This window comes from Mycobacterium sp. NGS40, assembly GCF_059812735.1.
This window is the reverse complement of sequence record NZ_JCALDG010000001.1, coordinates 655,029-679,363: the sequence shown is the minus strand read 5'-3', so window position 1 is coordinate 679,363 and position 24,335 is coordinate 655,029. Positions and strand designations below refer to the sequence as shown.

The 24,335-nt window shown below is 68.1% G+C and carries 19 protein-coding genes; 11 read left to right on the top strand and 8 right to left on the bottom strand.

All coding sequences use genetic code 11. The features are described from left to right. Positions 1-190 precede the first annotated feature (190 nt). Entirely contained in the window at positions 191-3,502 is a 3,312-nt protein-coding gene (locus tag AC5Y5O_RS03370) for an error-prone DNA polymerase (RefSeq protein WP_500023715.1), read from the bottom strand. A 163-nt stretch (positions 3,503-3,665) separates the two neighbouring features. Here AC5Y5O_RS03370 and AC5Y5O_RS03365 point away from each other — a divergent pair, with 163 nt between their 5' ends. Together AC5Y5O_RS03365 and otsB are read left to right on the top strand one after the other, a co-directional pair. Further along, positions 3,666-5,009: a wax ester/triacylglycerol synthase domain-containing protein gene (locus tag AC5Y5O_RS03365; RefSeq protein ID WP_500023713.1), complete on the top strand. Its 1,344-nt coding sequence runs from the start codon at positions 3,666-3,668 to the stop codon at positions 5,007-5,009. 41 nt (positions 5,010-5,050) lie between these two features. After that, on the top strand, positions 5,051-6,148 hold the full coding sequence (otsB, locus tag AC5Y5O_RS03360; RefSeq protein WP_500023711.1) for a trehalose-phosphatase: 1,098 nt from the start codon (positions 5,051-5,053) through the stop codon (positions 6,146-6,148). Here otsB and AC5Y5O_RS03355 read toward each other — a convergent pair. Then, on the bottom strand, positions 6,145-7,020 hold the full coding sequence (locus tag AC5Y5O_RS03355) for a MaoC family dehydratase (RefSeq protein WP_500023709.1): 876 nt from the start codon (positions 7,018-7,020) through the stop codon (positions 6,145-6,147). The genes otsB and AC5Y5O_RS03355 overlap by 4 nt on opposite strands. 94 nt (positions 7,021-7,114) lie before the next feature. Between AC5Y5O_RS03355 and AC5Y5O_RS03350 the strand changes: the two genes are divergently transcribed. The 4 genes from AC5Y5O_RS03350 to kasB all read left to right on the top strand — a co-directional run bounded on the left by AC5Y5O_RS03350 (position 7,115) and on the right by kasB (position 12,233). Beyond that, a complete protein-coding gene (locus AC5Y5O_RS03350) occupies positions 7,115-7,828 on the top strand; it encodes a histidine phosphatase family protein (protein ID WP_165796306.1) in 714 nt (237 codons plus the stop codon). A 19-nt stretch (positions 7,829-7,847) separates the two neighbouring features. Further along, entirely contained in the window at positions 7,848-9,842 is a 1,995-nt protein-coding gene (locus AC5Y5O_RS03345; protein WP_500023708.1) for an SDR family oxidoreductase, read from the top strand. Continuing rightward, positions 9,839-10,867, top strand: coding sequence for a nucleoside hydrolase (locus tag AC5Y5O_RS03340; RefSeq protein WP_096285009.1), 1,029 nt, complete (start codon positions 9,839-9,841; stop codon positions 10,865-10,867). The genes AC5Y5O_RS03345 and AC5Y5O_RS03340 overlap by 4 nt, the downstream gene beginning before the upstream one ends. Before the next feature lie 112 nt (positions 10,868-10,979). Continuing rightward, entirely contained in the window at positions 10,980-12,233 is a 1,254-nt protein-coding gene (gene kasB, locus AC5Y5O_RS03335) for a 3-oxoacyl-ACP synthase KasB (protein ID WP_096285007.1), read from the top strand. 5 nt (positions 12,234-12,238) lie between these two features. Here the strand turns inward: kasB and AC5Y5O_RS03330 are convergent, their stop codons facing one another. Further along, on the bottom strand, positions 12,239-13,822 hold the full coding sequence (locus AC5Y5O_RS03330; RefSeq protein WP_500023707.1) for a DNA polymerase Y family protein: 1,584 nt from the start codon (positions 13,820-13,822) through the stop codon (positions 12,239-12,241). A 6-nt stretch (positions 13,823-13,828) separates the two neighbouring features. Beyond that, on the bottom strand, positions 13,829-14,515 hold the full coding sequence (gene imuA', locus AC5Y5O_RS03325; protein ID WP_096285003.1) for a DnaE2-dependent mutagenesis accessory factor ImuA': 687 nt from the start codon (positions 14,513-14,515) through the stop codon (positions 13,829-13,831). A 104-nt stretch (positions 14,516-14,619) separates the two neighbouring features. Between imuA' and AC5Y5O_RS03320 the strand changes: the two genes are divergently transcribed. Next, positions 14,620-15,225, top strand: coding sequence for a hypothetical protein (locus tag AC5Y5O_RS03320; protein ID WP_096285001.1), 606 nt, complete (start codon positions 14,620-14,622; stop codon positions 15,223-15,225). Positions 15,226-15,237: 12 nt separating this feature from the next. On the opposite strand, the gene guaA is transcribed toward AC5Y5O_RS03320, so the two are convergent. Beyond that, the gene (gene guaA, locus AC5Y5O_RS03315; protein ID WP_096290897.1) at positions 15,238-16,833 is read right to left on the bottom strand and encodes a glutamine-hydrolyzing GMP synthase; all 1,596 of its coding nucleotides are present in this window, start codon (positions 16,831-16,833) and stop codon (positions 15,238-15,240) included. Positions 16,834-16,881: 48 nt separating this feature from the next. Further along, the gene (locus tag AC5Y5O_RS03310) at positions 16,882-18,078 is read right to left on the bottom strand and encodes an acyl-CoA dehydrogenase family protein (RefSeq protein WP_096284999.1); all 1,197 of its coding nucleotides are present in this window, start codon (positions 18,076-18,078) and stop codon (positions 16,882-16,884) included. Positions 18,079-18,137: 59 nt separating this feature from the next. On the opposite strand from AC5Y5O_RS03310, the gene AC5Y5O_RS03305 reads away from it, so the two are divergent. After that, complete coding sequence (locus AC5Y5O_RS03305; RefSeq protein ID WP_096284997.1) at positions 18,138-18,791, top strand: TetR/AcrR family transcriptional regulator; 654 nt, start codon at positions 18,138-18,140, stop codon at positions 18,789-18,791. A 3-nt stretch (positions 18,792-18,794) separates the two neighbouring features. Here the strand turns inward: AC5Y5O_RS03305 and AC5Y5O_RS03300 are convergent, their stop codons facing one another. After that, entirely contained in the window at positions 18,795-19,433 is a 639-nt protein-coding gene (locus tag AC5Y5O_RS03300; RefSeq protein WP_500023703.1) for a winged helix-turn-helix transcriptional regulator, read from the bottom strand. Between the two features lie 79 nt (positions 19,434-19,512). On the opposite strand from AC5Y5O_RS03300, the gene AC5Y5O_RS03295 reads away from it, so the two are divergent. The 3 genes from AC5Y5O_RS03295 to AC5Y5O_RS03285 are packed head-to-tail and all read left to right on the top strand — an operon-like array spanning position 19,513 to position 22,915. After that, positions 19,513-21,036 (top strand): MFS transporter, encoded by a 1,524-nt coding sequence (locus AC5Y5O_RS03295; protein WP_096284996.1) that lies wholly within the window; start codon positions 19,513-19,515, stop codon positions 21,034-21,036. Beyond that, on the top strand, positions 21,033-22,103 hold the full coding sequence (locus AC5Y5O_RS03290) for an NmrA family NAD(P)-binding protein (RefSeq protein WP_096284994.1): 1,071 nt from the start codon (positions 21,033-21,035) through the stop codon (positions 22,101-22,103). Before AC5Y5O_RS03295 ends, AC5Y5O_RS03290 begins: the two co-directional genes overlap by 4 nt. Further along, positions 22,100-22,915: a class I SAM-dependent methyltransferase gene (locus AC5Y5O_RS03285; RefSeq protein WP_096284992.1), complete on the top strand. Its 816-nt coding sequence runs from the start codon at positions 22,100-22,102 to the stop codon at positions 22,913-22,915. The genes AC5Y5O_RS03290 and AC5Y5O_RS03285 overlap by 4 nt, the downstream gene beginning before the upstream one ends. Before the next feature lie 82 nt (positions 22,916-22,997). Here the strand turns inward: AC5Y5O_RS03285 and AC5Y5O_RS03280 are convergent, their stop codons facing one another. Further along, positions 22,998-24,239 (bottom strand): HNH endonuclease signature motif containing protein, encoded by a 1,242-nt coding sequence (locus AC5Y5O_RS03280; protein ID WP_500023700.1) that lies wholly within the window; start codon positions 24,237-24,239, stop codon positions 22,998-23,000. Positions 24,240-24,335: the final 96 nt, after the last annotated feature.

Here is a 24,335-nt window from a genome sequence, read left to right as displayed (position 1 = left end):
TTGAATCAACACAGCCGATTCCAAGCGATCTTTTCGAATAGCTTACGACGCGGCGGATTTGCTAGGTGCCTTTCCGCGCAAAGCGGCTAGAGCTCGATTGGGCCTCGCCGAACGTGCAACCACGGCGAAAATTTCGCGGCGGTTCAAGCGGTCGATGCAATGGTCGGGGTCACTGCGGGTCGCGGGATTTCTAGCGGAAGTCGCGCGACTTGGAGCCGACGGCCAGGGTGATGCGGCCCAACCGCTCGGCCACGACCGTGACTGCGCCGCTGGCATTTTGGACCTGACCGCGGACCAGCAGCGCTGGTGCCGTGTTCGCGAGCTTGCGGTGTCGCGCCCACACCCCCGGCGTGCAGAGCACGTTGACCATCCCGGTCTCGTCCTCGAGGTTGATGAACGTCACCCCCTGCGCCGTGGCGGGGCGCTGCCGATGGGTGACCGCACCGGCGATCAGCACGCGGTCGCCGTCGGGCACCTCGAGCAGCTCTTCGGCGGGCACCACCCCCATCGCGTTCAGGTCGGCCCGCAAGAACTGGGTCGGGTAGCTGTCCGGGGAGACGCCGGTGGCCCACACGTCGGCGGCGGCCAGTTCCAGCTCGCTCATTCCGGGCAGCGCCGGGATGTGTGACGACGAGCCCACGCCGGGCAACCGGTCCGGCCGTTGGGTGGCAGCGGCTCCGGCCGCCCACAACGCCTCGCGCCGCGATGTCCCGAAGCAGCCCAGCGCCCCGGCCGTGGCCAGCGCTTCGGTCTGCGGCACCGAGAGCCGCAACCGGGTGGTCAGGTCAAGCAGAGATGCGAACGCGCCGTTGACTTTTCGCTCTTCGACCAATTGCTCGGCGAGGTCGTCGCCGATATGGCGGACCGCACCCAGCCCGAGGCGGACCTCGGTGCCGGCGTTCTCGAGAGTGGCGTGCGCCAGGCTGGCGTTGACGTCCGGGCCGTGCACCAGCACGCCGTGCCGGCGCGCATCGGCCACCAGCGACTGCGGTGAATAGAACCCCATCGGCTGGGCACGCAGCAGCGCGGCGCAGAACGCGGCCGGGTGGTGCAGCTTGAACCACGACGAGTAGAACACCAACGACGCGAAGGACAGCGCATGACTTTCCGGAAAGCCGAAATTGGCGAACGCTTCCAGCTTTTCGTAGGTCCGGTCGATCACCTCGTCGGTGGCGCCATGCAATGCGCGCATGCCCTCGTAGAACCTGCCGCGCAGCCGTTGCATCCGCTCGGTCGAACGCTTGGACCCCATGGCGCGGCGCAACTGATCGGCCTCGGCGGCCGAGAAGCCGGCGCAGTCGACCGCGAGCTGCATCAGCTGTTCCTGGAAAAGCGGCACTCCCAGCGTCTTTCGCAGCGCCGGCTCCATGGACGGATGATCGTAGACCACCGGGTCGATGCCGTTGCGCCGCCGGATGTAGGGGTGCACCGACCCGCCCTGGATGGGCCCGGGCCGGATCAGTGCGACCTCGACCACCAGGTCGTAGAAGATCCGCGGCCGCAGCCTGGGCAGGGTGGCCATCTGTGCCCGCGACTCCACCTGGAACACCCCGACGGAATCGGCGCGCTGCAGCATCTCGTACACCGCCGGCTCGGAGAGGTCGAGGCGGGCCAGGTCGACCTCGATGCCTTTGTGTTCGGCCACCAGGTCTTTCGCGTAGTGCAGCGCCGAGAGCATGCCCAGACCGAGTAGGTCGAACTTCACCAAACCGATGGCCGCACAGTCGTCCTTGTCCCATTGCAGGACGCTGCGATTTTCCATCCGCGCCCACTCCACCGGGCACACGTCGGCGATCGGACGGTCGCAGATCACCATGCCGCCGGAGTGAATGCCCATGTGCCGCGGCAGGTTCCGGATCTGGGTGGCCAGGTCGATCACCTGTTCCGGGATGCCCTCGACGTCCGCAGCGTCGGCCAGCCCGTTCCAGTGATTGATCTGCTTGCTCCAGGCGTCCTGCTGCCCCTGCGAGTAGCCCAGGGCGCGCGCCATGTCGCGCACCGCGATCTTGCTTCGGTAAGTGATGACGTTGGCGACTTGGGCGGCATAGTCGCGGCCGTATTTGTCGTAGACGTACTGGATGACCTTTTCGCGCTGATCCGACTCGATGTCCATGTCGATGTCGGGTGGCCCGTCACGGGCCGGCGACAGGAAGCGCTCGAACAACAATTCGTTGACCACCGGATCGACCGCGGTCACACCCAGGGCGTAACAGACCGCGGAGTTGGCCGCCGATCCCCTGCCCTGGCACAGGATGTTGTTGCACCGGCAGAACCGGGCTATATCGTGCACCACCAGGAAATAGCCCGGAAAACTCAGTTGGGCAATGACTTTCAGCTCATGCTCGATCTGGGCGTACGCGCGCGGCGCACTCTCGGGGAGCCCGTAGCGGTCGCGTGCACCCGCCATCACCAACTGCCGCAGCCAGCTGTCCTCGGTGTGCCCGTCCGGCACGTCGAACGGCGGCAGCTGAGGCGCGATCAACGCCAGCCCGAACGCGCACTGCTCGCCGAGTTCGGCCGCGGCGGTCACCACCTCGGGCCGCTGCGCGAACAGCCGGGCCATCTCCTCGCCGGACCGCAGGTGTGAACCACCCAGCGGGGCCAGCCATCCGGCGGCCGATTCCAGTGACTGCCGGGCCCGGATCGCGCCCATTGCCATGGCCAGCCGCCGCCGCGAGGGGTGGGCGAAATGTGCTCCGGTGGTCGCGACGACGCCGACCCCGAACCGCGGCGCCAGCTCCGCCAGTGTCGCGTTGCGCTCGTCGTCGAGCGGCTGGCCGTGATGGGTCAACTCGATGCTGACCCGGCCCGCGCCGAAGCGGTCCACCAGGTCGGCCAGCGCCGCCGCCGCGGCGTCCGGCCCGCCATCGGAAAGCGCTTGGCGGACATGGCCTTTACGGCATCCTGTCAGGATGTGCCAATGCCCGCCCGCGGCTTCGGTCAACGTGTCGATGTCGAAGCGCAGCTTGCCCTTCTCGCCACCGGCCAGATGCGCCGCGGCCAGCTGCCGCGACAGCCGCCGGTACCCCTCCGGCCCGCGGGCCAGCACCAGCAGGTGCGGGCCGGGTGGATCCGGGTTCTCGGTACGAGCCTGCGATACGGACGAAGATCCCAGCGACAGCTCGGCACCGAACACGGTTCGTATGTCGAGTTCGGCGGCGGCCTCGGCGAACCGCACCGCCCCGTACAGACCGTTGTGGTCGGTCAGCGCCAGTGCCCGCAGATCCAGCCGGGCGGCCTCCTCGACCAACTCCTCGGGCGTGCTGGCGCCGTCCAGAAAGCTGTATGCCGAATGCGCGTGCAGCTCGGCATACGAAACGGAATGAGCGACCGACGAGCGGGCCGTGCGGCCCCCGTCCGGTGGTCGATAGGCCGGACGCTTGTGCGAGAAGGGGGCCTCTTGCGCCGGCCCGGATGGGGTGGGCGCGCCGGCTTGGCGCGGCTTGCCGTCGAGCAGCCGCTCGAGTTCCGCCCAACTCCGCGGCTCATTGCTGAAACCCACACCCCACAGTGTATCGAACGCATGTTCGATTTGGCGCGGGGTTGCTCAAGCGGTTGTTAAACGGGTCTTCAACTTCTAAACACAGTCTTAACGGACTGGGACCTACCGCGACGGGGGCGTGGCGACCGATACTGGTACGGGGCAACTAGGGCGGGAACTGAAAATGGTACAGCTGACCACGGCATTGGATTCGGGCTTTCGCACTGCGGCGGACCCCGACCGGCAGGCAAGTACGGCGACGGGCGCGGTCGCCATCGTCGAAGGCGCCGTCCCGAACCTGGGACGCCTCAAAGCGCTTCTGGCAGAACGCATTCAGTCGATACCGCGATGCACCCAGGTGTTGCGGACACATCCGTTCAGCGGTGCCCAGCACTGGACCGACGATCCGGGTTTCGACCTCGCCCATCACCTGCGCCGGGTCGCGGTTCCCCGCCCCGGCGATGAGGCCGACCTGTCTCGAGCGATCGCCCACGCCCTGGAACGCCCCGTCGAACTGGACCGGCCGCTGTGGGAGTGCTGGGTCATCGAGGGGCTGCGGGGCAAGTGGGCGATCCTGATGAAGGTTCACCATCACCTCGCCGGCGCCACGCCCGCGGCCCACCTGCTCACCAGGCTGTGCGACGACGCCAGCAACGAGATGTTCGCTAATAACGTTATACCCGAGGATGATTCGACCCCAGCCCCGAAGCGGGGCTGGGCGGAGACGCTCTGGCGAGCCTCGACCGCCGCAACCACCGTGACCAGCACGCTGGCCGAGACGGTCTGGTCGGCGGCCCGTGCGTCGTCGACCGGACCGGCGGTCACGATGCGCCGCTACGGCACGGTACGCGTTCCCCTCGCCGCGGTCGACGCGGTCTGCGGCAAGTTCCGGGTGACCACCAACGACGTCGCGCTCGCCGCCATCACCGAGGGGTTCCGGGCCGTGCTGCTACACCGCGGCGAACAACCGCGCGCGGGTTCGTTGCGCACTCTGGAGAAGAGATATCTGCCCGTCGAGCATGACGATCCGGTGCAGCGGCTGCGAATTGTGCACAACAGCCTGAACCAGCCGGCGCCGGTCCGGCAGCCCACGAGCATCGTGGACCTGGCAACCAGTTCCATGCCATTCACCTTGTGCGCCAAGGCAGTTCGATTGGTCGTGAGCCGGCTCCCACAACCTGGCATCGTGACGCTGGCCACCAATGCGCCGGGGCCTCGGCACCGGCTGGGGCTGATGGGCGCAACCGTGGAACGCCTGCTGCCGATCCCGCCGACGGCTGCGCAGCTGTCCAGCGGAGTCGCGGTGCTGAGCTACGGCGACGAGCTGATCTTCGGGATCACCGCCGATTACGACGCCGCCCCCGAACTTCAGCAGCTCGCCAGCGGCATCGAACGCGAGATGGCGCGACTGACGGCACTGAGCCAAGACTCCGTCCTGCTGTTCACCAAGGATCGCCGTAAGCGCCGGGCCGGCACGCCGCGGGCCGGTGTGCCCCGCACCCACCCGACCGCGCGAGCGCGCCACTGACCCGGCCCGGGCGGCATTGATCATCGTGAGATGGTTGGTCAGTGCCTGCATCGGAGTCAGTATCGGAGCCATCGGTCACCATCGACCCGCGCCGCCACGACGCGGTGCTGTTTGAGCTGAACGTCGACTCCGCGCCGGTCGCGCGACTGCGCGAGGCCGGGGTGAACGTCGCCCTGGGCGTCGAGGACCCGGCCGCGACCGCCGACCGGCTGGGCGTGCGGGCCGGCCGCAGTGTGGTCGTCGCCGCCAGCGAGTCGGTGGCCACGGCCGCGCGCGATGCCGGATTCGCTCTGGTGATCGATGCGCAGGACCTGAGTGACGTCGCGGTCCGCACCGGGGACCTGCGGATGTCGCAGCTGCCCGACGCGTCGCAGCTGCTCGGCGAGGACCTCGCCGCCCGACGGCCGGCGGTGTTCTTCGACTTCGACGGCACACTCTCGGACATCGTCAACGACCCGGACTCGGCGCAGCTGGTCGCCGGTGCGGCCGACGCGCTGCAGCGGTTGGCCGCGCGCTGCCCGGTGGCAATCCTGTCCGGCCGCGACCTCGCCGACGTCACGGCACGCGTCGGCTTGCCCGGTCTCTGGTACGCCGGCAGCCACGGATTCGAACTGACCGCGCCCGACGGAACCCATCACCAAAACGACGCCGCCGCGGCGGCCATACCGGTGCTGGAATCCGCGGCCGCCCAGCTGCGCGAGCGGCTCGGGTCGATTCCGGGGGTCAGGGTGGAGCACAAGCGGTTTGGCGTTGCCGTGCACTATCGCAACGCGGCGCGAGACCGCGTCGGCGAGGTGACGGCAGCGGTGCGCGCCGCGGGTCAGCGCGATGCGCTTCGGGTGACCACCGGCCGCGAGGTCATCGAGCTACGCCCGGATATCGACTGGGACAAGGGCAAGACGCTGCACTGGGTCCTCGAACACCTGGACGTATCGGCGGGCCTGACACCGATCTTTTTCGGCGACGACATCACCGACGAGGACGCGTTCGACGCGGTGCACCCGGACGGAATCCCAATCCTGGTGCGGCACAACGACGACGGCGACCGGGCCACCGCCGCGCTGTTCGCGCTGGACAGCCCGGCCGCCGCGGCCGACTTCGTCGATCGCCTGGCGCGGCAGTTGGCCGCCGCCGGCTAGTTCTGCGCGTATTCGACCGCGCCGTCGTCGAGCACGACTCGTCCCGCCTCGGCGCCGTGGGCACCCGAAGCCGTGGTGCGAAAGACCGCCTTGCCCGGCTCGGTACGCCAGATCAGTGTGGTCAAGGTCTCGCCGGGAAACACCGGCGAGCTGAAGCGTGCGTCGATCGAGGTGATGTTCGCGGCCTGCCCGCCGCCGAGCTCGGCGACCAGCGCGCGGCCCGCCACCCCATAGCTGCACAGCCCGTGCAGGATCGGCTTGGGGAAACCGGCCAACTCCCGGGCGAACCACGGGTCGCTGTGCAGCGGGTTGCGGTCACCGGAGAGCCGGTAGATCAGCGCCTGGTCCTCGCGGGTGGGCAGGGCCCGGGTGATGTCGGGCTCGCGATCCGGGAATTCCGGCGCGAGGGGGCGCTGACCCGGTTGCCCACCGAACCCGCCCGCGCCGCGGACCACAAAGGTGGTCGACGTTTCGGCGATCAGCTCCTGAGTATCCGGGTCGGTGCCGCGGCCGCGCAGCATCACGACCGCGTTCTTGCCCTCGCCCTTGTCCTGAATATCGGTGACCTCGGTGACCACCGAGAGCTTGCCCGCCGGGGGCAGCGGCGCGTGCAGCCGGATCCCTTGCGACCCGTGGAGCAGCATCGCCCAGTTGAAATCTCCGATCTTGCCCGCCGCCCCGAACGCCGGGCAGCAGATCACCGCGTAGGTGGGCAGCACCTGCTGGGTGATCTCGTGGCTGTTCTCGGTGGTGAACGACAGGTCATCGAGCCCCGCGCCGACGCCGAGGGCGTAGAGCAGGGTGTCCCGGTCGGTCCAGTCGAACAACTTCGGCTCGGTCACCGCACCGACAGCACTCGGGTCAATCGCCATGCGAGTCTCCTCTCGACTACCAGATTCACGCTTCTGCGCACTCAACCATTGCAAACCCTTCCCCATGGGGCTGTCGGCAGGGCAGGCTATCGACATGGCCACGCGCAGCATGATCGGAAAGGCCTTCTGGAAAACAGGGGCCGTACTCGCCGCAACGCTCATCGTCGGTGCCTGCGGGGGGTCGACGCAGGCGCGCGCCATCACGTTGACGTTCATCCGAAACGCCCAGACCCAGGCCGATGCCGACGGCGTCATCAACACTGATCCCCCCGGCCCCGGCCTCACCGCCGAGGGCAGGGGCCAGGCCCAGCAGCTGGCCCACCAGAGCGGTCGCAACGACTTCGACGCCGTTTACGCCTCCGCGATGGCCGAGGCGCAGCAGACCGCCGGGCCGTTGGCCGGTGAACTCGGCAAACAGGTGGAGGTCCTGAGCGGCGTGCAGGCGCTCAATGCCGGCTGGTACAACGGCAAACCTCAATCGATGGCGGCCACCACGTACCTGTTGGCGCCGGCGGACTGGATCAACGGCGACATCGCGGACAGCATCCCGGGATCGGTGAGCGGCAAGCAGTTCAACAACGAGTTCACCGCCGCGGTGAACAAGGTTTATAACAGCGGCCACAGCAAACCGGTGGTGTTCTCCCAGGGCACCGCGATCATGGCGTGGACGCTGATGAATGCCCGCAACGGCAAGAGCAGCCTGTTGAGCACCCATCCGCTGCCGAACGTCGGCCGCGTGGTACTCACCGGAAACCCGACGGACGGGTGGACGCTGGTCGAGTGGGACGGCATCCGCAGCTTCAGCTGATCCCCGCTACCATGACCCCATGCGGTATGTCGTTACCGGCGGTACCGGGTTTATTGGTCGCCGCGTCGTAGCTCGCCTGTTGGATACTCGGCCCGACGCCGACGTGTGGGTCTTGGTCCGGCCCCAGTCGCTGGGGCGCTTCGAACGCCTCGCCGCACAGTGGGGTGAACGCGCCAAACCGCTGGTCGGTGCGCTGCCGGAGCTGACGTTGACCGACGAGCGGCTGGCCGAGCTGGGCCGGGTCGACCATCTCGTGCACTGCGCGGCGATCTACGACATCACGGCCGGCGAAGCCGAACAGCGCGCCGCCAACGTCGAGGGCACCCGCGCCGTCATCGAGCTGGCGCGACGCCTGGACGCGACGCTTCACCACGTGTCGTCGATCGCCGTGGCGGGAGATTTCGACGGCGAGTACACCGAAGACGACTTCGACGTCGGCCAGCTGCTGCCCACGCCCTACCACCAGACGAAGTTCGAGGCCGAACTGCTGGTCCGGTCGCAACCCGGGCTGCGCTACCGCATCTACCGGCCGGCCGTCGTGGTCGGCGACTCACGCACCGGCGAGATGGACAAGATCGACGGCCCGTACTACTTCTTCGGCGTGCTGTCCAAGCTGGCCATCTTGCCGTCGTTGACCCCGATCATGCTGCCCGACACCGGGCGCACCAACATCGTCCCGGTCGACTATGTCGTCGACGCACTCGTCGCACTGATGCACGTCGACGGCTCCGATGGGCAGACTTTCCACCTGACCTCGCCGAAAACCATTGGGCTGCGCGGTATTTACCGTGGCGTCGCCAAAACCGCCGGACTGCCCGCGCTGCGCGGCTCACTGCCCCGCTCGGTAGCTGCGCCGGTGCTGAAGGCAACCGGGCGGGTCAAACGGGTACGCAACATGGCGGCCACCCAGCTCGGGATTCCGGCCGAGGTGCTGGATCTCGTCGACCTGATTCCCACGTTTGTCAGCGATAAGACGCAAAATGCGCTGCGCGGCACTGGCATTGAAGTGCCCGAGTTCGCCAGTTACGCGCCCAAGCTGTGGCGGTACTGGGCCGAGCATCTCGATCCCGACCGCGCCCGCCGCGACGCTCCGGACGGTCCGCTGCAGGGCCGGCACGTGATCATCACCGGCGCATCCAGTGGCATCGGCCGGGCATCGGCGATCGCGGTCGTCGAACGGGGCGCCACGGTGTTCGCGCTGGCCCGCAACGGCTCCGCGCTCGACGAGCTGGTCGCCGAGATCCGCGCGAACGGCGGTCAGGCCCACGCCTTCACCTGCGATGTCACCGATTCGGTATCGGTGGAGCACACCATCAAGGACATCCTGGGCCGCTTCGGTCATGTCGATTACCTGGTGAACAACGCGGGCCGCTCGATCCGCCGTTCGGTGGTCAACTCCACCGATCGGCTGCACGACTATGAGCGGGTGATGGCGGTCAACTACTTCGGTGCCGTCCGTATGGTGCTGGCGCTGCTACCGCATTGGCGGGAGCGCCGATTCGGCCATGTCGTGAACGTCTCCAGCGCGGGCGTGCTGGCCCGAAACCCTAAGTACAGCTCGTATCTGCCGACCAAGGCCGCACTGGACGCGTTTTCCGACGTGGTCGCCTCGGAGACGCTGTCCGACCACGTCACGTTCACCAATATCCATATGCCGCTGGTCAAGACGCCGATGATCGTGCCCTCGCAGCGGCTCAACCCGGTGCCGCCGATCAGCCCCGAACGGGCGGCCGCGATGGTGGTGCGCGGACTGGTCGAGAAGCCGGCGCGCATCGACACGCCACTGGGCACCCTGGCCGAGGCCGGCAACTACCTGTTGCCCCGGACATCGCGGCGAATTCTGCACCAGGTCTATCTGGGTTACCCCGATTCCGCTGCCGCGCTCGGCGTTTCGCCGGCAGTCGGCGCTGCGCAGAAAAGGCGGCCCAAACGCCCGGTGCGTGCTGTCGGCCGCATCGGGGTCCCCCGGCCGGTCCGCAAGGCGGTCCGCCTGGTACCCGGGGTTCATTGGTGACGCAGTCCTCGCCGGTGTTCGCCGACGTCGACACCGGCGTCGATGACGCGCTGGCCTTGATCTACCTGCTGGCCAGCCCGGACGCCGATCTGGTCGGCATCGCTTCGACCGGGGGAAATGTTGGCGTACAACAGGTTTGCGCCAACAATCTCGGCCTCCTCGAGCTGTGCCAAGCCACCGGCGTCCCGGTGTCGAAGGGCGCCGACGAGGCACTGGCCGGCCCGCTGCGCACCCCATCCAAAGTCCATGGCCCGTGCGGCCTGGGGTATGCCGACGTGCCACCGAGCAACGCGGCGCTGACCGACTACGACTCGGCCACCGCCTGGGTGCGCGCGGCGCAGGCGTTCCCCGGCGAGCTGATCGGCGTGGCGACCGGCCCGCTGACCAATCTGGCACTGGCGCTGCGCGCCGAGCCAGCACTGCCAACGCTGTTGCGCCGGTTGGTCATCATGGGCGGCTCCTACGACCACATCGGTAACACCACCGCGGTGGCGGAATGGAACATCAGCGTGGACCCCGAGGCGGCCGCCGAGGTGCTCGCGGCCTGGTCCAGCGAAAACCTTGGCCCGCAGCAGCTTCCGATCCTGTGCGGCCTGGATCTGACGCGCAACGTCGCGATCACGCCGGAAGTCCTGGCGAGATTGGCCGACGCCGCGGGATCGACGTCGACGATCATGAGCGTGGACGACCGACGGGGCACCCGATCGACGGCGTCCAATCCGGTGATCCGAGTGATCGAAGACGCCCTGCGGTTCTACCTCGAGGGTTACTACGACAACGGCCACGGGTATCTGGCACATCTGCACGACCCGTTGGCCGCGGCGGTCGCGCTGGATCCCGAACTCATCGCGACCCGCTCCGGGCGGGTGGACATCGAGCTCGCCGGCACCCTGACCCGCGGCATGACGGTAACGGACTGGCGCCGAGAACCTAACGCGCGCATTGGAGTTGGCGTCGATCCGGCGGCATTCTTCGAACGGTTCATCGAACGTGTGGGGCCCTTCGCGCGGCGGCTCGGCTGCTGAGGGGCCCGGCTGCCGGCTTCCGTTGACAGAACCCGCCCAGCGACGCTGGAATAGGTGGATATCTAGGTGGGGTTGCGTTAGTCAACACTGGAAGGCTGGAAGGACCTTCGCGATGACAGAGCTGGTAACGGGGAAGGCACTACCAAACGTAGTGGTGACCGGCATTGCCATGACAACCTCGGTGGCGACCGACGCCGAGAACACTTGGAAGTTGTTGCTGGACAGCCAAAGCGGTATCCGTACGCTCGAGGACTCGTTTGTCGAGCACTACGATCTCCCGGTACGCATCGGCGGGCACCTGCTGGAGGATTTCGACCACGGTTTGACACGTGCCGAGCGCCACCGAATGGGCTGGCTGCCGAAGATGACCACAATTTTGAGCCGCCGGCTGTGGGAGAACGCCGGATCGCCCGAGGTCGACCCCAACCGATTGCTGGTGTCCGTCGGCACCGGCCTGGGCTCGGCCGAGCAAATAGTATTCAGCTACGACGACATCCGCGCCCGCGGCATGCAGGGGGTCTCGCCGCTGGCGGTGGCGAAGTACATGCCCAACGCCCCCGCCGCGGCGATCGGGCTGGAACGACACGCCAGGGCCGGGGTGCTCACCCCGATTTCGGCGTGCGCCTCCGGCTCCGAAGGCATCGCGCAGGCCTGGCGCAGTATCGTCCTCGGCGAGGCCGATATTGCCATCTGCGGCGGTGTCGAGGTCAAGATCGAAGCGGTCGCGATCGCGGCGTTCGGCCAGATGCGCATCGTGTTGTCGACGAAGAACGACGACCCGGCCGGGGCGTGCCGTCCGTTCGATCGGGACCGGACCGGCATCGTGTTCGGCGAGGCCGGCGCGCTGATGGTCATCGAAACCGAGGAGCACGCCAAGGCCCGGGGCGCCAACATCCTGGCCCGGATCATGGGCGCCAGCATCACCTCGGACGGCTTCCACATGGTGGCGCCGGACCCCAACGGCGCACGCGCCGGGCATGCGATGAGCAGGGCGATTCAGCTGGCGGGGCTGACGCCCGGCGATATCGACCACGTCAATGCGCACGCCACCGGCACCCTGGTCGGCGACCTGGCCGAGTCCAAGGCCATCAACAACGCGCTGGGCAGCAACAAAGCGGCCGTGTACGCGCCCAAGGCCGCGCTGGGCCACTCGGTGGGGGCGGTCGGCGCGGTGGAGTCGATCCTGACCGTGCTGGCGCTGCGGGATCAGGTGATCCCGCCGACCCTGAACCTGGAAAACCTGGACCCCGAGATCGACCTGGATGTGGTGGCGGGCAAGCCGCGGCCCGGCAATTACCGCTACGCGCTCAACAACTCGTTCGGCTTCGGCGGCCACAACGTCGCCGTGGCCTTCGGCCGGTACTGACCCTCCTACTCGTAGATTCCTTCGAGGTACCACCGCCGCTGGCGATAACACAGCAGCAACGCCCGCTCACTTTCCAGCAACACCTGGGCGCGGGCGGTGCGGCCCGGCGAACCAGTCGAGTTCGGGTCCGGATCCCACCACCGCTCGTCGACCGGCCACGGGCCGGCCCACCAGCGCAGCGGGTCGTCGCAGCCGCGGGAGACCAGGCGCACCGGGTCGGCGGAGAACATCCCCCGGCCGGTCACCCGTATCAAATTCCCTTGGGCGTCAAGCAATTCCACCGGATCGTCGAGCAGTACCGCCGGCGACGGGTCTGGCAGCTGACCGGGCCACGGCAACGCCGGGTCGGCATGCGGAACCGGCTCGTCACCCAGCGGGGTCAGCGTGATGCGTTCGGCGGGTCCGCGACCTCCGGACAGCACCGGCACCCGCACCGCTTCCGGCCCGAGCAGGCCCTGCACCCGCACCAGGGCGCGGCGGGCCCGCTGCCGGTCCTCCTCCCCGAGGCCGCCCCATAACGGCAGCTGCAGCGCCTCGGCGGACACCACCTCCACCGCCTGCAGCCGCAGCGATGTCACCGGCGCCGTGGGGCGGGGATTGCGGGCGGCCCGGCTGCTCAACCACCCGTCCAGTTGCCAGCGCACCCGATCGGCGGTGGCGTCCTCGGTCAACGGCTCGGCGCACCGCCATACCCGGTTCAGTTCTTCGCCGTTGGCGGTGACGGCGTGAATGGACAGCCGGGTGCATCCCACCCCGGCGGACATCAGCATCTGGTGCAGCGTGCCGGCCAGCGAGCGTCCGGCGAATGCCGCGGCGTCGACCCGGTCGATCGGCGGATCGCAGTCCAGCACGGCTTCGAGTTCGGCCGGGGGCTCCCGCCCGGACGGGCCTCGCTCGGGCTCGCCGCGAGCGAACCGGTGTGCGCTGCACCCGTCGGCGCCGAACCGGGAAGCCACGTCGGTCGCCGACAGGGCGGCGAACTGACCGATGGTGCGAATCCCTAACCGCCACAACAGATCCGTCAGCTCCTCTCGCCCCGGACCGGACAGGCTCGGCTCGGTGGCCAGCTGCCGGATCGACAGCACCGACAGGAACTTCGCATCGTCGCCGGGCGCGACGACACGACCCGCCCGGGCGGCGAAGACCGCGGTGGACAGCTGGTCGGCGATGCCGACCTGACACTCGGCGCCGGCCACTGAACTCACAGCCACCGCGTCGATCAGCCTTTCGGCGGCCTGTTGTTCGGACCCGAAATAGCGGGCCGCTCCGCGCACCGGCAACACCAGCAGGCCGGGGCGCAGCACCTCGGCGCGAGGCACCAGGTCGTCGACCGCCGCGATCACCCCCTCGAAAAAGCGGGCGTCGCGGTCGGCGTCGGCGCTGGCGACGTGCAGTTGCGGGCAACGGGCCGCGGCCTCGCGGCGTCGCAACCCTCGCCGCACTCCGGCCGCACGCGCGGCCGACGAGCAGGCGATCACCCGATTGGCCAGGGTGACCGCGATCGGGGTCGTCATGGATACCTCCGCCGCTGCCGCCGCCGCGACCGCCGGCCAGTCCATGCACCAAATGGCCAGCACCCGGGAAGACATTCGAACTCACCCGGTTCGCGTCCGGCGGCCGGTCACCCGTCTCCCCGCGCACACCCCACTGACCTGCAGCCGCACTCCGCTGATGCGTCCGAATCCGCAAACCGGGGCGTCGCGATGACCTGCCGTGATCTCGTAGCCGCTGACCCGGGCCTGCAGCCGGGTCGGCGCCCCCTGCCAGTCGCCGTCGGTGACCAGCAGGGTGCAGCCCTTGAGCCGGGCGCGAGCCACCACCGCCCGCGCCCGGGTCAGCGGCACCCGACGCCCGCCCAGCCCGAGCACCACCAGATCCATGCCGTCGATGAGCACCGCGGCCACTTCCACCGGATCGGTCCCGGGGTCCGGTATCACGGCGAGCCGGCTCAGATCCGCCCCCATCTCCACCGCGGCCAGCAGCCCGATATCCGGCTGGCCGACGATGGCCGCGTTTCCCCCGGCCGCCGTCACCGCGGCGACCATGCTCAGCAGCAGCGACCGCGCTCCCGACAGCACAGCCACCGTGCCCTTGGGCAGTTGCGTGGGTAGCGCTTCGGCCAGCCACTGCGGGACCGGCAGCCCGGACTCCGATTCGGGCAGCAGGCCATCGGGGCGGGCGGCGGGCCTCCCGGGCGATTTCCCGGACAACACCGCCATCTGCCGGCGTAGCGATTCGAGTTGTTCCGCCCGATCCAGGTCGGAGGCGACAGCCGCCGTCATATAGCCTCCTACCAGCAGATCCTCGATTATTTTCGAATATATGTTCGATTGATTCGAGTAAACACCCCCCTCCGACAACCGTCAAGAAACGGGAGAGGCTGCTTATGCGGTCGGTGCTGTTGTGGCTTCTGGTGCTCATTTGTGGCGCCATCGTGGTGCCCCCGCCGGCTCGAAGCGAGGTCGGGAGCTGTCAACCGGCCGAATTCTTCGCCGCCGACAACGGTGATCCCTTTTTCGAGCCGGAGGCCGACCTGACGTTCGCCCTCAACGGCGTGACGGTCACCGGGTCCAAGCCGCTCGACGGGGTGTACTGGTCCGAGGCGCAGCAGCGAATCACCCGGGAGCGTTCGCATGAATTCCAGCTGTGCGGCACCGAGGACGCCCTGCATACCGCCGCCGAGGCACTGCGCCGTCAGTTCGGCCAGGAATCGGTGCTGTCCTTCGACTACCTGCCGCAGACCGCACCGCAGGAGAACGCGCTCATGATCACCGTGCCGGATGTCGACATCGAACGCCTCGCCACCGCGCTGACGGCCGATCTTTCCGCCCGCGACCGGCTGCGCGGCGGATCCGTCACCGCGACCGACCACACCCTGGTCCTGATCGCCGCCAACGACGACCGCGACCTGGCCCGCCGGCTCGTCAGTGCGGCTGGCGGCAACTGGCAAGCAGCCGATATCGCTTACGGCAGAAGCGAATTCGTGAAGTAGCTGCGCGAAAACCTATTCCCACTCGATGGTGCCGGGCGGCTTGCTGGTGATGTCCAGCACCACCCGGTTGACCTCGCGGACCTCGTTGGTGATCCGGGTCGAGATGCGTTCCAGTACCTCGTAGGGCACCCGGGTCCAGTCCGCGGTCATGGCGTCCTCGCTGGACACCGGCCGCAGCACGATCGGGTGCCCGTAGGTGCGGCCGTCGCCCTGCACACCCACCGAGCGCACCTCGCCCAGCAACACCACCGGGCACTGCCAGATCAGGTTGTCCAGGCCCGCGGCGGTCAGCTCCTCGCGGGCGATCGAGTCGGCACGCCGCAGCGTGTCCAGCCGCTGCGCGGTGACCTCGCCGATGATCCGGATACCCAGTCCCGGACCCGGAAAGGGCTGGCGCCCAACGATTTCCTCCGGCAGACCCAGTTCCCGGCCGACCGCGCGCACCTCGTCCTTGAACAGCAACCGCAGCGGCTCGACGAGTTTGAACTTCAGGTCGTCGGGCAGACCGCCAACGTTGTGGTGGCTCTTGATGTTCGCGGTCCCGCTGCCCCCGCCGGACTCCACCACGTCCGGATACAGCGTGCCCTGCACCAGGAAGTCGACTTCAGATCCGGTGTCGCTCAAGATGTCTCGCACCGCGGCCTCGAAGGCCCGGATGAACTGGCGGCCGATGATCTTGCGCTTGCCCTCGGGGTTGGTCACCCCCGACAGCGCCTCGAGGAAGGTGTCGGCCGCGTCGACGGTGACGAGGTTGGCGCCGGTGGCGGCGACGAAGTCCCGCTGCACCTGCGCGCGCTCACCGGCGCGCAACAGTCCATGGTCGACGAAGACACAGGTCAGCCGGTCCCCGATGGCCCGCTGCACCAGCGCGGCGGCCACCGCGGAATCCACCCCGCCGGACAGCCCGCAGATCGCATGGCCGTCGCCGATCTGGGCCCGTACCTGTTCGGTCAGCGCCTCGGCGATGTTGGCGGCCGTCCATTCCGCGCCGAGCCCGGCGAAGTCGTGCAGAAACCGGCTGAGCACCTGTTGCCCGTGCGGGCTGTGCATCACCTCGGGGTGGTACTGCACCCCGGCCAGGCGTCGGGCCCGGTTCTCGAAGCCGGCGACCGGCGCGCCGGGGCTGCTGGCCACCACATCGAACCCCTCGGGCGCGGCCGTGACGGCGTCACCGTGGCTCATCCAGACCGGCTGCGCCGTCGGCAGTCCCGAATGTAATTCGCCACCAAGCACTTTCAGCTCGGTGCGACCGTATTCGCTGGTGCCGGTATGGACGACGGTCCCGCCCAGCGTTTGCGCCATCGCCTGAAACCCGTAGCAGATGCCGAACACCGGCACGCCGAGGTCGAACACCGCCGGGTCCAGTTGCGGGGCGCCTTCGGCATACACACTGGCCGGCCCGCCGGAGAGCACCAGCGCCAAGGGATCCTTGGCCTTGATCTCCTCGATCGAGGCGGTGTGCGGGATGACCTCGGAAAACACCCGCGCTTCCCGCACGCGACGGGCGATCAACTGCGCATACTGCGCGCCGAAGTCGACTACCAATACCGGTCGGGTCGGGGGTCCGACGTCACCAAGATCGGGGTCGAGGTCAGCAGGTTCAGCCACGGCCACGAGTCTAGTGTTCGGCGGTGAGGCCGGGGACTTGGCCACACGTCACATCAGGTAGGTCGGCTGGGCAATGCCGAAGCGGGTGCTGGCGTAGCGCTTCAGGGCCGACGGGCTGAAGTAGGCGTGCTGGCCCAGGGTGTGCAGGTCCCGAAAGCAGCGTTGCAGGGGGTGATTCGCGTGTACCGCGCCCGCACCGGTCAACCCGAACGTCGTATCGACCACCTGACGTGCCGCGCGCATCGCCGCCAACGCCGCCAGCCGGAAGCCGGCACGCTGCTCAAGCGAAGGCGGGTCACCGGCGATGGCGGTGTCCCACAGCGCACTGACCTCGTCGAGTACGAATGCCCGCGCAGACCTCAAACCGGCCTCGGCACTGGCGAACTCGACCTGGACCGCGGCATCCTGCGCCAGTGGCTCGGGCGCCATGGCGCGCAGCTTCGTCGTCGCGAGATCGGTGAATTCGTCGAGGGCGCGCCGCGCGATGCCGAGCGGGACACCGACCATGCCGATCCCGGCGAGCGTGAAGAACGGAATTCGCCACAACGGGCCGTCGTGGCGGGCCGGATGGAAGAACGGGCTGATGGTGTGCTCGTCGGGAACGCTGAGAGCTCGGGCGGCCACGTCGTTGCTGCCGGTGGCGCGCAACCCCAGGACGTCCCAGTTGTCGACGATCTCGGCCTCGGCGCACGGGAAGAACGCCAGCCGCTGGTCGGGCCCTTGCTCGGGGATCATTCGCGGCTGGTCGCCGTCGAAGACGAAGACACCGGCCAGTATCCACTCGGCGTGGCGGCAACCACTGGCGAACGGCCATCGCCCGTCGATGCCGAACCGGCCGCGACCGTCCGGCACGGCCCGCCCGGTGGGCGCGAAGATCGTCGCCGATGAGAAGTCGGCGTCCGAACCGAACAGCGTTGTGGCGACGGCTGGTTCAAGCCAGGCGGTGAACGCGGGTGCGCCGCCACCGATGGCGGCAACCCAGCCGGTGGAACCGTCGGCACGCGCCAGTTCCTCGATCATCTGAATGATGTCGACCGGGGCTATTTCGAATCCGCCGAGCGAGCGCGGCTGCATGGCACGGAAGATGCCGGCCGCGCGCAGTTGCTCGACCAGATCGAGGGGCAATGTCCCGAGCGCCTCGGCTTCATCGGCACGCCGGCTGATCTCGGGTGTCAGGGCGCCTGCCACCGCGATGGAGTCGGCACCGTTCGACAGGCTGACGGCGGGGCATGTTGCACTTGTCATGTCACGTTCCCTATTTTCATACAGTTATTAGTATTCAATACAGGAGAATGTACTTAATTATGGGATCTGTCAACAAGCAGGCTCCCCGCCGCTACGACTCGACCCGTCGCCGCGAGCAGGCCCAGCGCAATCGGGACGCGGTCCTCGCGGCCGCCCGGCAGCGGTTCCTGGCCCAGGGCTATGCGGCGACGACGATCGCCGAAATCGCACGGGACGCGGCCGTGTCGGTCGAAACGGTGTACAAGGCGTTTACGACGAAGGCCGGCGTGCTGAAAGCGCTCTTCGATGTGTCCGTCGCCGGCGACGACGAGCCGATCCCGATGGTCCAGCGAGACGTGATCCAGGCCGTTGCCGATGAAACCGATGCGGCCCGCAAACTGCAGCTGTACGCCAAGCACCTGGCCGCGACCATGCCGCGCAGCGCTCCGGTCCAACTGCTCGCGCGTGATGGCGCCGCGTCGTCGCCGGACGCCGGCGAGGTCTGGAAGCAGACGCGGCAGGAAACGCTGGCCGGCATGACGATGTTCGCGGCAGATCTCGCCGGGACGCGACAGCTGCGAGTCAGCGCCAAGGAAGCGCGCGATATTCTGTGGACCTACCACGCACCCGAGCTCTACGAACTCCTTGTCCTGGAACGCGGTTGGTCGGCCACTCGCTACGGCAAGTTCCTCGCCCAAGCGCTGATCGACGCCCTGCTCAAGCCCGAGGGTTGACGCTTACAGCGAGAACACCCGACGCAGGGTCTCCACGGCTTCGGGCTCGCCGGTGAAGGCGATTCGCCGCAAAGCCGCCTTGCGCTTGGCGTCGCCCGGCGCGAGACGGGCCGTCACGAGATCTGCCGCACTGGCGGTGATCGTCACCGTGGGCTCGCCGCGCGCGCCGGCCAGGCGTCCCTGGGTAATCACGAAATCAAAACGGCGACCGTCGATTTCGGCCCGGCACGTCGCTTCCAGCCCGGCCGCCTTGCCCGAGTCGAAGCCCAGCAGGATGCCGGCCAGAAACCCGTTGAGCGGCGTGACCGGGCCTTCGTCGATCGGATCCAGCCGGTCCAGACCGAACCACGCGATGCTCTGAATGATCGGCAGCACCCGCTGCCAGCCCAGGTCGCTGAGCGTGTAGACGGTGCGCCCGATGGGCGCCGGGAGGTCGGTTCGGTGGACGAGCCCGGCGTCCTGCAGCTCCTTGAGGCGCTCGGCCAGCAGATTGGTTGCGATGCCGGGCAATTCGGCGCGCAGGTCGCCGTAGCGCCGCGGTCCTCCGATCAGCTCACGCAGGATCAGCAACGTCCAGCGCTCACCCAAGACGTCGAGGCCGCGCGCGATCGGGCAGTTCTGGTTGTAGTTGCGTGTCCGCACCACCGCAGTTTACCAGCGGCGGACATATTTTTCCATTTGTTGGTTGATTTATTTGTCTATCAGATTTACTGTCTCGTCCATGGGTAAGAATCTCGCGCTCGCCGTCATCTGCCTCGGCGTCTTCGTCATCAGCGTCGACGCCACCATCGTCAACGTCGCCCTGCCCACGCTGGCACGCGAGCTCAATGCCGGCACCTCGCAGCTGCAATGGATCGTCGACGCCTACACCCTGGTCATGTCCGGGCTGCTGCTGTCGGCCGGCAGCTTCAGCGACCGCTACGGCAGACGAGGTTGGCTCAATGCCGGCCTCGCGCTATTCGCGATCACGTCGGGCCTTGCGGCACAGGCGAACTCCGCGGATCAGCTGATCGCGGCGCGGGCCGCCATGGGCGTGGGTGCCGCGCTGATCTTCCCGACCACACTGGGCTTGATCACGAACATCTTCACCGACCCGGTGCCCCGCGCCAAGGCCATCGGGCTGTGGGCGGCGATGGTGGGTATCGGCGTGGCAGTGGGGCCGATCAGCGGTGGTTGGCTGCTCGAACATTTCTGGTGGGGCGCCATTTTCATGGTGAACATCCCGATCGCGGTGGCCGCCATCGCCGGCGCCGTATTGTTCGTGCCGACTTCGCGCGACCCCGCGGCACCACGCGTCGACGTGCCCGGCTTGGCGCTGTCGGCGGCCGGCGTCACGGCGCTGGTCTATACCGTCATCGAAGCGCCGACCTGGGGCTGGACCAGCCCCCGCGCCGCGGTCGGATTCACAACCGCCGCTGTCCTGCTCGCCGGGTTCGCATGGTGGGAGCGACGCAGCACCCATCCCATGCTGGACGTCACGGTGTTCGCCAATCGCCGGTTCTCCGGTGGCAGCCTCGCAGTGACCGCGGGCTTTCTGACCTTGTTCGGCTTTATCTTCGTCATCACGCAGTACTTCCAATTCATCAAGGAGTACAGCGCTTTTCAGAGCGGAGTGCGGTTACTGCCGGTCGCCATATCGATCGCGGTAGCCAGCATCCTGGGGCCGCGGCTGGTCGAGTGGATCGGCACCACCGCCGTCGTGGCCGGGGGTCTGGCGGTGTTCGCGGCCGGCCTGGCGTGGGCATCGACCGCGGACGCCGCGACGAGCTACACCGAGATCGCCGCGCAGATGTTGCTGCTCGGCGGCGGCCTCGGACTGACGTTCTCACCGGCCACCGAATCGATCATGGGATCGCTGTCCGCGGACAAGGCCGGGATCGGCTCGGCCGTCAACGACACCACGCGTGAGCTCGGCGGCACCCTGGGTGTTGCCATCGTGGGCAGCGTCTTCGCGTCGGTCTACTCGGCACACCTGGGCTCCGCGCCCGCGCTGGCCACATTTCCGGCCGGCGTCACCGCCGCGATGCGTAACTCAATGGCTGTGGCGCACAAGGTGATCGAACAGCTTCCCGCGGAGCACGCCGGCCCGGTGCGCGACGCGGTCAATCGCGCGTTCCTGGACGGCCTGCACGTCGGCTCGCTGGTGTGCGCGGCAATCGCACTGGCCGCGGCGATCGCCGTCGCGGCTCTGCTACCGGCACGGCAATTGGAAATCGCTCCTCAAATGGAAAGGGAAGACGCATGAACACTCGCGTATTGGTCACCGGCGCGACGGGAAAAGTCGGCGGTGCGGTCGCCGCCCAGCTGCTCGAGAAGGGTGTCGCCACCCGGGCGGTCGTGCACTCCGAAGACGCACGCAGCGCGCGGCTACGCCGGCTGGGAGCAGAAGTCGTCATCGCCGATATGTTTGACATTCAACAGGTCACCGCCGCGATGGACGGGGTCGACCGGCTGTTCTTCAACGCTCCGTACCACCCGCACGCGCTCGACAGTGCGGTCACCTTTGCCGTGGCCGCCCGGCAGGCGGGTACCGAAGCCGTAGTGGCGCTTGGGCAGTGGTTGGCCAGCCCGCAGCATCCCTCGTTGATGACCCGCCATGCCTGGTTGACCGAGAAGCTATTCGAGCTGCTGCCGGACACCGCGCATGTGGCCGTCGACCCGGGCTATTTCGCGGACAACTATCTGCAGCTGGTCCCCGTCGCCGCTCAACTCGGCGTGTTGCCCACACCGACCGGCGCCGGCCGAAATGCGCCGCCCTCCAACGAAGACATCGCCCGGGTCGCAGTGGGTGCGCTGCTCGATCCACACCGGCACGACGGCCGTTCTTACCGGCCAACAGGACCGGACCTGCTCTCGGGAGCGCAGATCGCCGACGCGATCGGTGAGGCGTTGGGCCGACGCGTGCGGCACGTCGACGTTCCGGCGTGGATGTTCATGCGCGCGGTGCGCGTCTACAAGAAGCGGCTCGGCGCCGACCTGTTCTTCGAATCCAGCTTGCGCTACTACCTGCCCGAACACGCGTTGGGGAGCTGGGAGGTCGGCGGCCCGACCACGCATGTGCGCGATGTCGCCGGCGTCGAACCCGAAGACTTCCTGACGATCGCACGGCGTTACGTCAATGTGCCGGAAACCCGCTTTACCGCAGCCAATTTCGCACGCCAGCTATGGAGTTTCATGTTGATCCCGCTGATGCCGATGCATCGGCTTGATCGGTTCGACCGGCTTCAGCAGCACCCCCGGCCCGCACATCCTCAACTGTCCGGGCAATCGCCGCTGTGGCGAAGTGAGCACACCGAAAGGATCTCCGCATGAACACCAGCCAGGTAACCCAGTATTCGACCGGCCTCTCGCAGCACAACATCGAGCAGGCGTTGCTCGCCGCCGGAAAGGACCTCGAGCAGCTGACACCCGCCGACCTCGGCCTGCTGGAGGACTTCCACACCATGGGCCGCATCGCGACGGGTGCGCTGGTGGACCTCGCCGGGATCACCAGTGCGAGTGCGGTGCTCGATGCGGGCAGCGGGGTCGGCGGCACCGCGCGTTACGTCGCCGACCGCTTCGGCTGCACCGTCACGGCCGTCGACCTCACCGAGGAATACTGCGAAACACACCGCTGGCTCAACCAGCTCGTCGGGCTGGACGACCGGATATCGGTTCACCAGGGCGATGTGACCGCGCTGCCCTTCGCGGATGCCGGCTTCGACGCCGTGATCAGCCAGCATGTCCAGATGAACGTGGCCGACAAGGCGCGCCTGTACGCCGAAGCCCGCCGGGTGCTGGTCAACGGCGGCCGTCTTGCCTTGTGGGACATCACCATTGGCGATGGTCGCGAACTGTCCTATCCGCTACCGTGGGCCGATCAGCCCGCACACAGCCATCTGGTCGCCCCAGACGAATTGCGTTCGGTCATCCAGTCTTGCGGATTCGTCGTGGAACAGTGGAACGATCTCACCGAACAGGCTGGGGCCGTCATGCAATCCCTGCTGGCTCAGCCCGCCGGCCCGCTGGGGCTGCACGCCTTCGTGGCCGACTTCGCCGACAAGGCGCAGAACCTGACCGCAGCGTTGTCGGACGGACGGCTGCGGGTCATCCAGGGCATCGCCCGAGCGGACGGCGCGGGTTAACTGCCATGAACGCCTGCGTGTCGGGTGGCGTGAATGAATTTCGTTATGCCCCTGTGTGTTTGAGCTTCAGCATCGGGCCGGGTTAGTTGGTTGGTGGTGGTTGGGGTTGGAAGGGTTGGTACCACCACCAGTGGGCGCGTTCGCCGGTGGGTCCGGGGCAGGGTTTGACGTCGGGTGGGGGTTGGGTGGGTGGGTGTGCGAGGGATCCTGCGCTCAGTGGTCGGCCGTCCTCGTCGGTGATGGTGAGCGCGTCGGCGGGTCCGGTGAGGGTGATCAGGCCGCGGTGATGGGCGCGGTGGTGGTACGGGCAGACCAGCACCAGGTTGGCTAGTTCGGTGGGGCCGCCGTCTTCCCAGTGCCGGAGGTGGTGGGCGTGCAGGCCGCGGGTGGCCCCACACCCGGGCACCACGCAGCTGCGGTCACGATGCTCCAGGGCGCGGCGCAGCCGCCGGCTGATCACCCGCGTCGCACGCCCGGCACCGATAACCTCGCCGTCACGTTCGAACCAGACCTCGCAGGTGGCATCACAGGTCAGGTACTGGCGCTCGGCGTCGGTGAGCAGCGGACCCAGATGCAGCGCGGCGGCACGCTGCTCAATATCGAGGTGCACGACCACGGTGGTGTGCTGCCCGTGCGGGCGGCGGGCCGCCTCACTATCCCAGCCGGCCTCCACCAGCCGCATCAACGCGTCGGTGGCGTTCGGCAGCGGCGGCGCGCTTTCCGACGCACCGTCGCCGTGGTCGCGCTTCCATTCGGCGAAAAGCGCATCACGATGAGACGCCAACGCGGCGTCGAACTTCGCGGCATCTAGGTGGGGGAGTTTGATCCGCCAACACGTGAACTCCTCGTCCGAGGTCTGGGTGATCGAGGGCGCCGGTTCGGGCCGCGGGTCGGGCTGGGGTCGTGGTTCGAGTTTGACCGCGGTACGCAGCTGGCTGACCGTGGCGACCTCGGCCAACCCCGCATAGTGCTCATCAGATCCCTGACCCGCGCCGGCGGCGATGACGCCGACCTGATCCAGCGACAGCCGACCCTCAGCCATGCCCGCCGCACACCGCGGGAACTCCTCGAGCCGGCCCGCGATCGTGGTGATCGTGTGGGCATTCGCCGAGGACAGGGCCAGCTTCCAGCCCAGCAACGCCGCCACCGAGCGCGCACCGGTCGCCCCGCACAGCTCGTCGCGCTCGATCTCGGCAGCAATCTCCACAATGCGCCCATCAATGGCATTGCGCTGACCCGCTAACTCCGCCAACTCCTCGAACAACACCCCCAGACGATCCGGCGGGCGCGATTCAACGACGCTCGGCGAGGCGGTCAACGACATAACGACATCATCGCGACCACCACCGACAAATCCCGGCCACGCAGATCCCGCCGAGATGGTCCGCATCGTCCGGCCGGCGGCAAGTATGTGAGATCG

What these genes read in the sequence shown, in the direction of transcription:
- AC5Y5O_RS03280 (WP_500023700.1), bottom strand. Translation starts at nt 24,239, where the DNA reads ATGTCGTTGACCGCCTCGCCGAGCGTCGTTGAATCGCGCCCGCCGGAT.
- AC5Y5O_RS03345 (WP_500023708.1), top strand. Translation starts at nt 7,848, where the DNA reads ATGCGGTATGTCGTTACCGGCGGTACCGGGTTTATTGGTCGCCGCGTC.
- AC5Y5O_RS03365 (WP_500023713.1), top strand. Translation starts at nt 3,666, where the DNA reads ATGGTACAGCTGACCACGGCATTGGATTCGGGCTTTCGCACTGCGGCG.
- AC5Y5O_RS03295 (WP_096284996.1), top strand. Translation starts at nt 19,513, where the DNA reads ATGGGTAAGAATCTCGCGCTCGCCGTCATCTGCCTCGGCGTCTTCGTC.
- kasB (WP_096285007.1), top strand. Translation starts at nt 10,980, where the DNA reads ATGACAGAGCTGGTAACGGGGAAGGCACTACCAAACGTAGTGGTGACC.
- AC5Y5O_RS03310 (WP_096284999.1), bottom strand. Translation starts at nt 18,078, where the DNA reads ATGACAAGTGCAACATGCCCCGCCGTCAGCCTGTCGAACGGTGCCGAC.
- AC5Y5O_RS03320 (WP_096285001.1), top strand. Translation starts at nt 14,620, where the DNA reads ATGCGGTCGGTGCTGTTGTGGCTTCTGGTGCTCATTTGTGGCGCCATC.
- AC5Y5O_RS03350 (WP_165796306.1), top strand. Translation starts at nt 7,115, where the DNA reads ATGGCCACGCGCAGCATGATCGGAAAGGCCTTCTGGAAAACAGGGGCC.
- AC5Y5O_RS03290 (WP_096284994.1), top strand. Translation starts at nt 21,033, where the DNA reads ATGAACACTCGCGTATTGGTCACCGGCGCGACGGGAAAAGTCGGCGGT.
- imuA' (WP_096285003.1), bottom strand. Translation starts at nt 14,515, where the DNA reads ATGACGGCGGCTGTCGCCTCCGACCTGGATCGGGCGGAACAACTCGAA.
- AC5Y5O_RS03355 (WP_500023709.1), bottom strand. Translation starts at nt 7,020, where the DNA reads ATGGCGATTGACCCGAGTGCTGTCGGTGCGGTGACCGAGCCGAAGTTG.
- AC5Y5O_RS03305 (WP_096284997.1), top strand. Translation starts at nt 18,138, where the DNA reads ATGGGATCTGTCAACAAGCAGGCTCCCCGCCGCTACGACTCGACCCGT.
- AC5Y5O_RS03285 (WP_096284992.1), top strand. Translation starts at nt 22,100, where the DNA reads ATGAACACCAGCCAGGTAACCCAGTATTCGACCGGCCTCTCGCAGCAC.
- AC5Y5O_RS03330 (WP_500023707.1), bottom strand. Translation starts at nt 13,822, where the DNA reads ATGTCTTCCCGGGTGCTGGCCATTTGGTGCATGGACTGGCCGGCGGTC.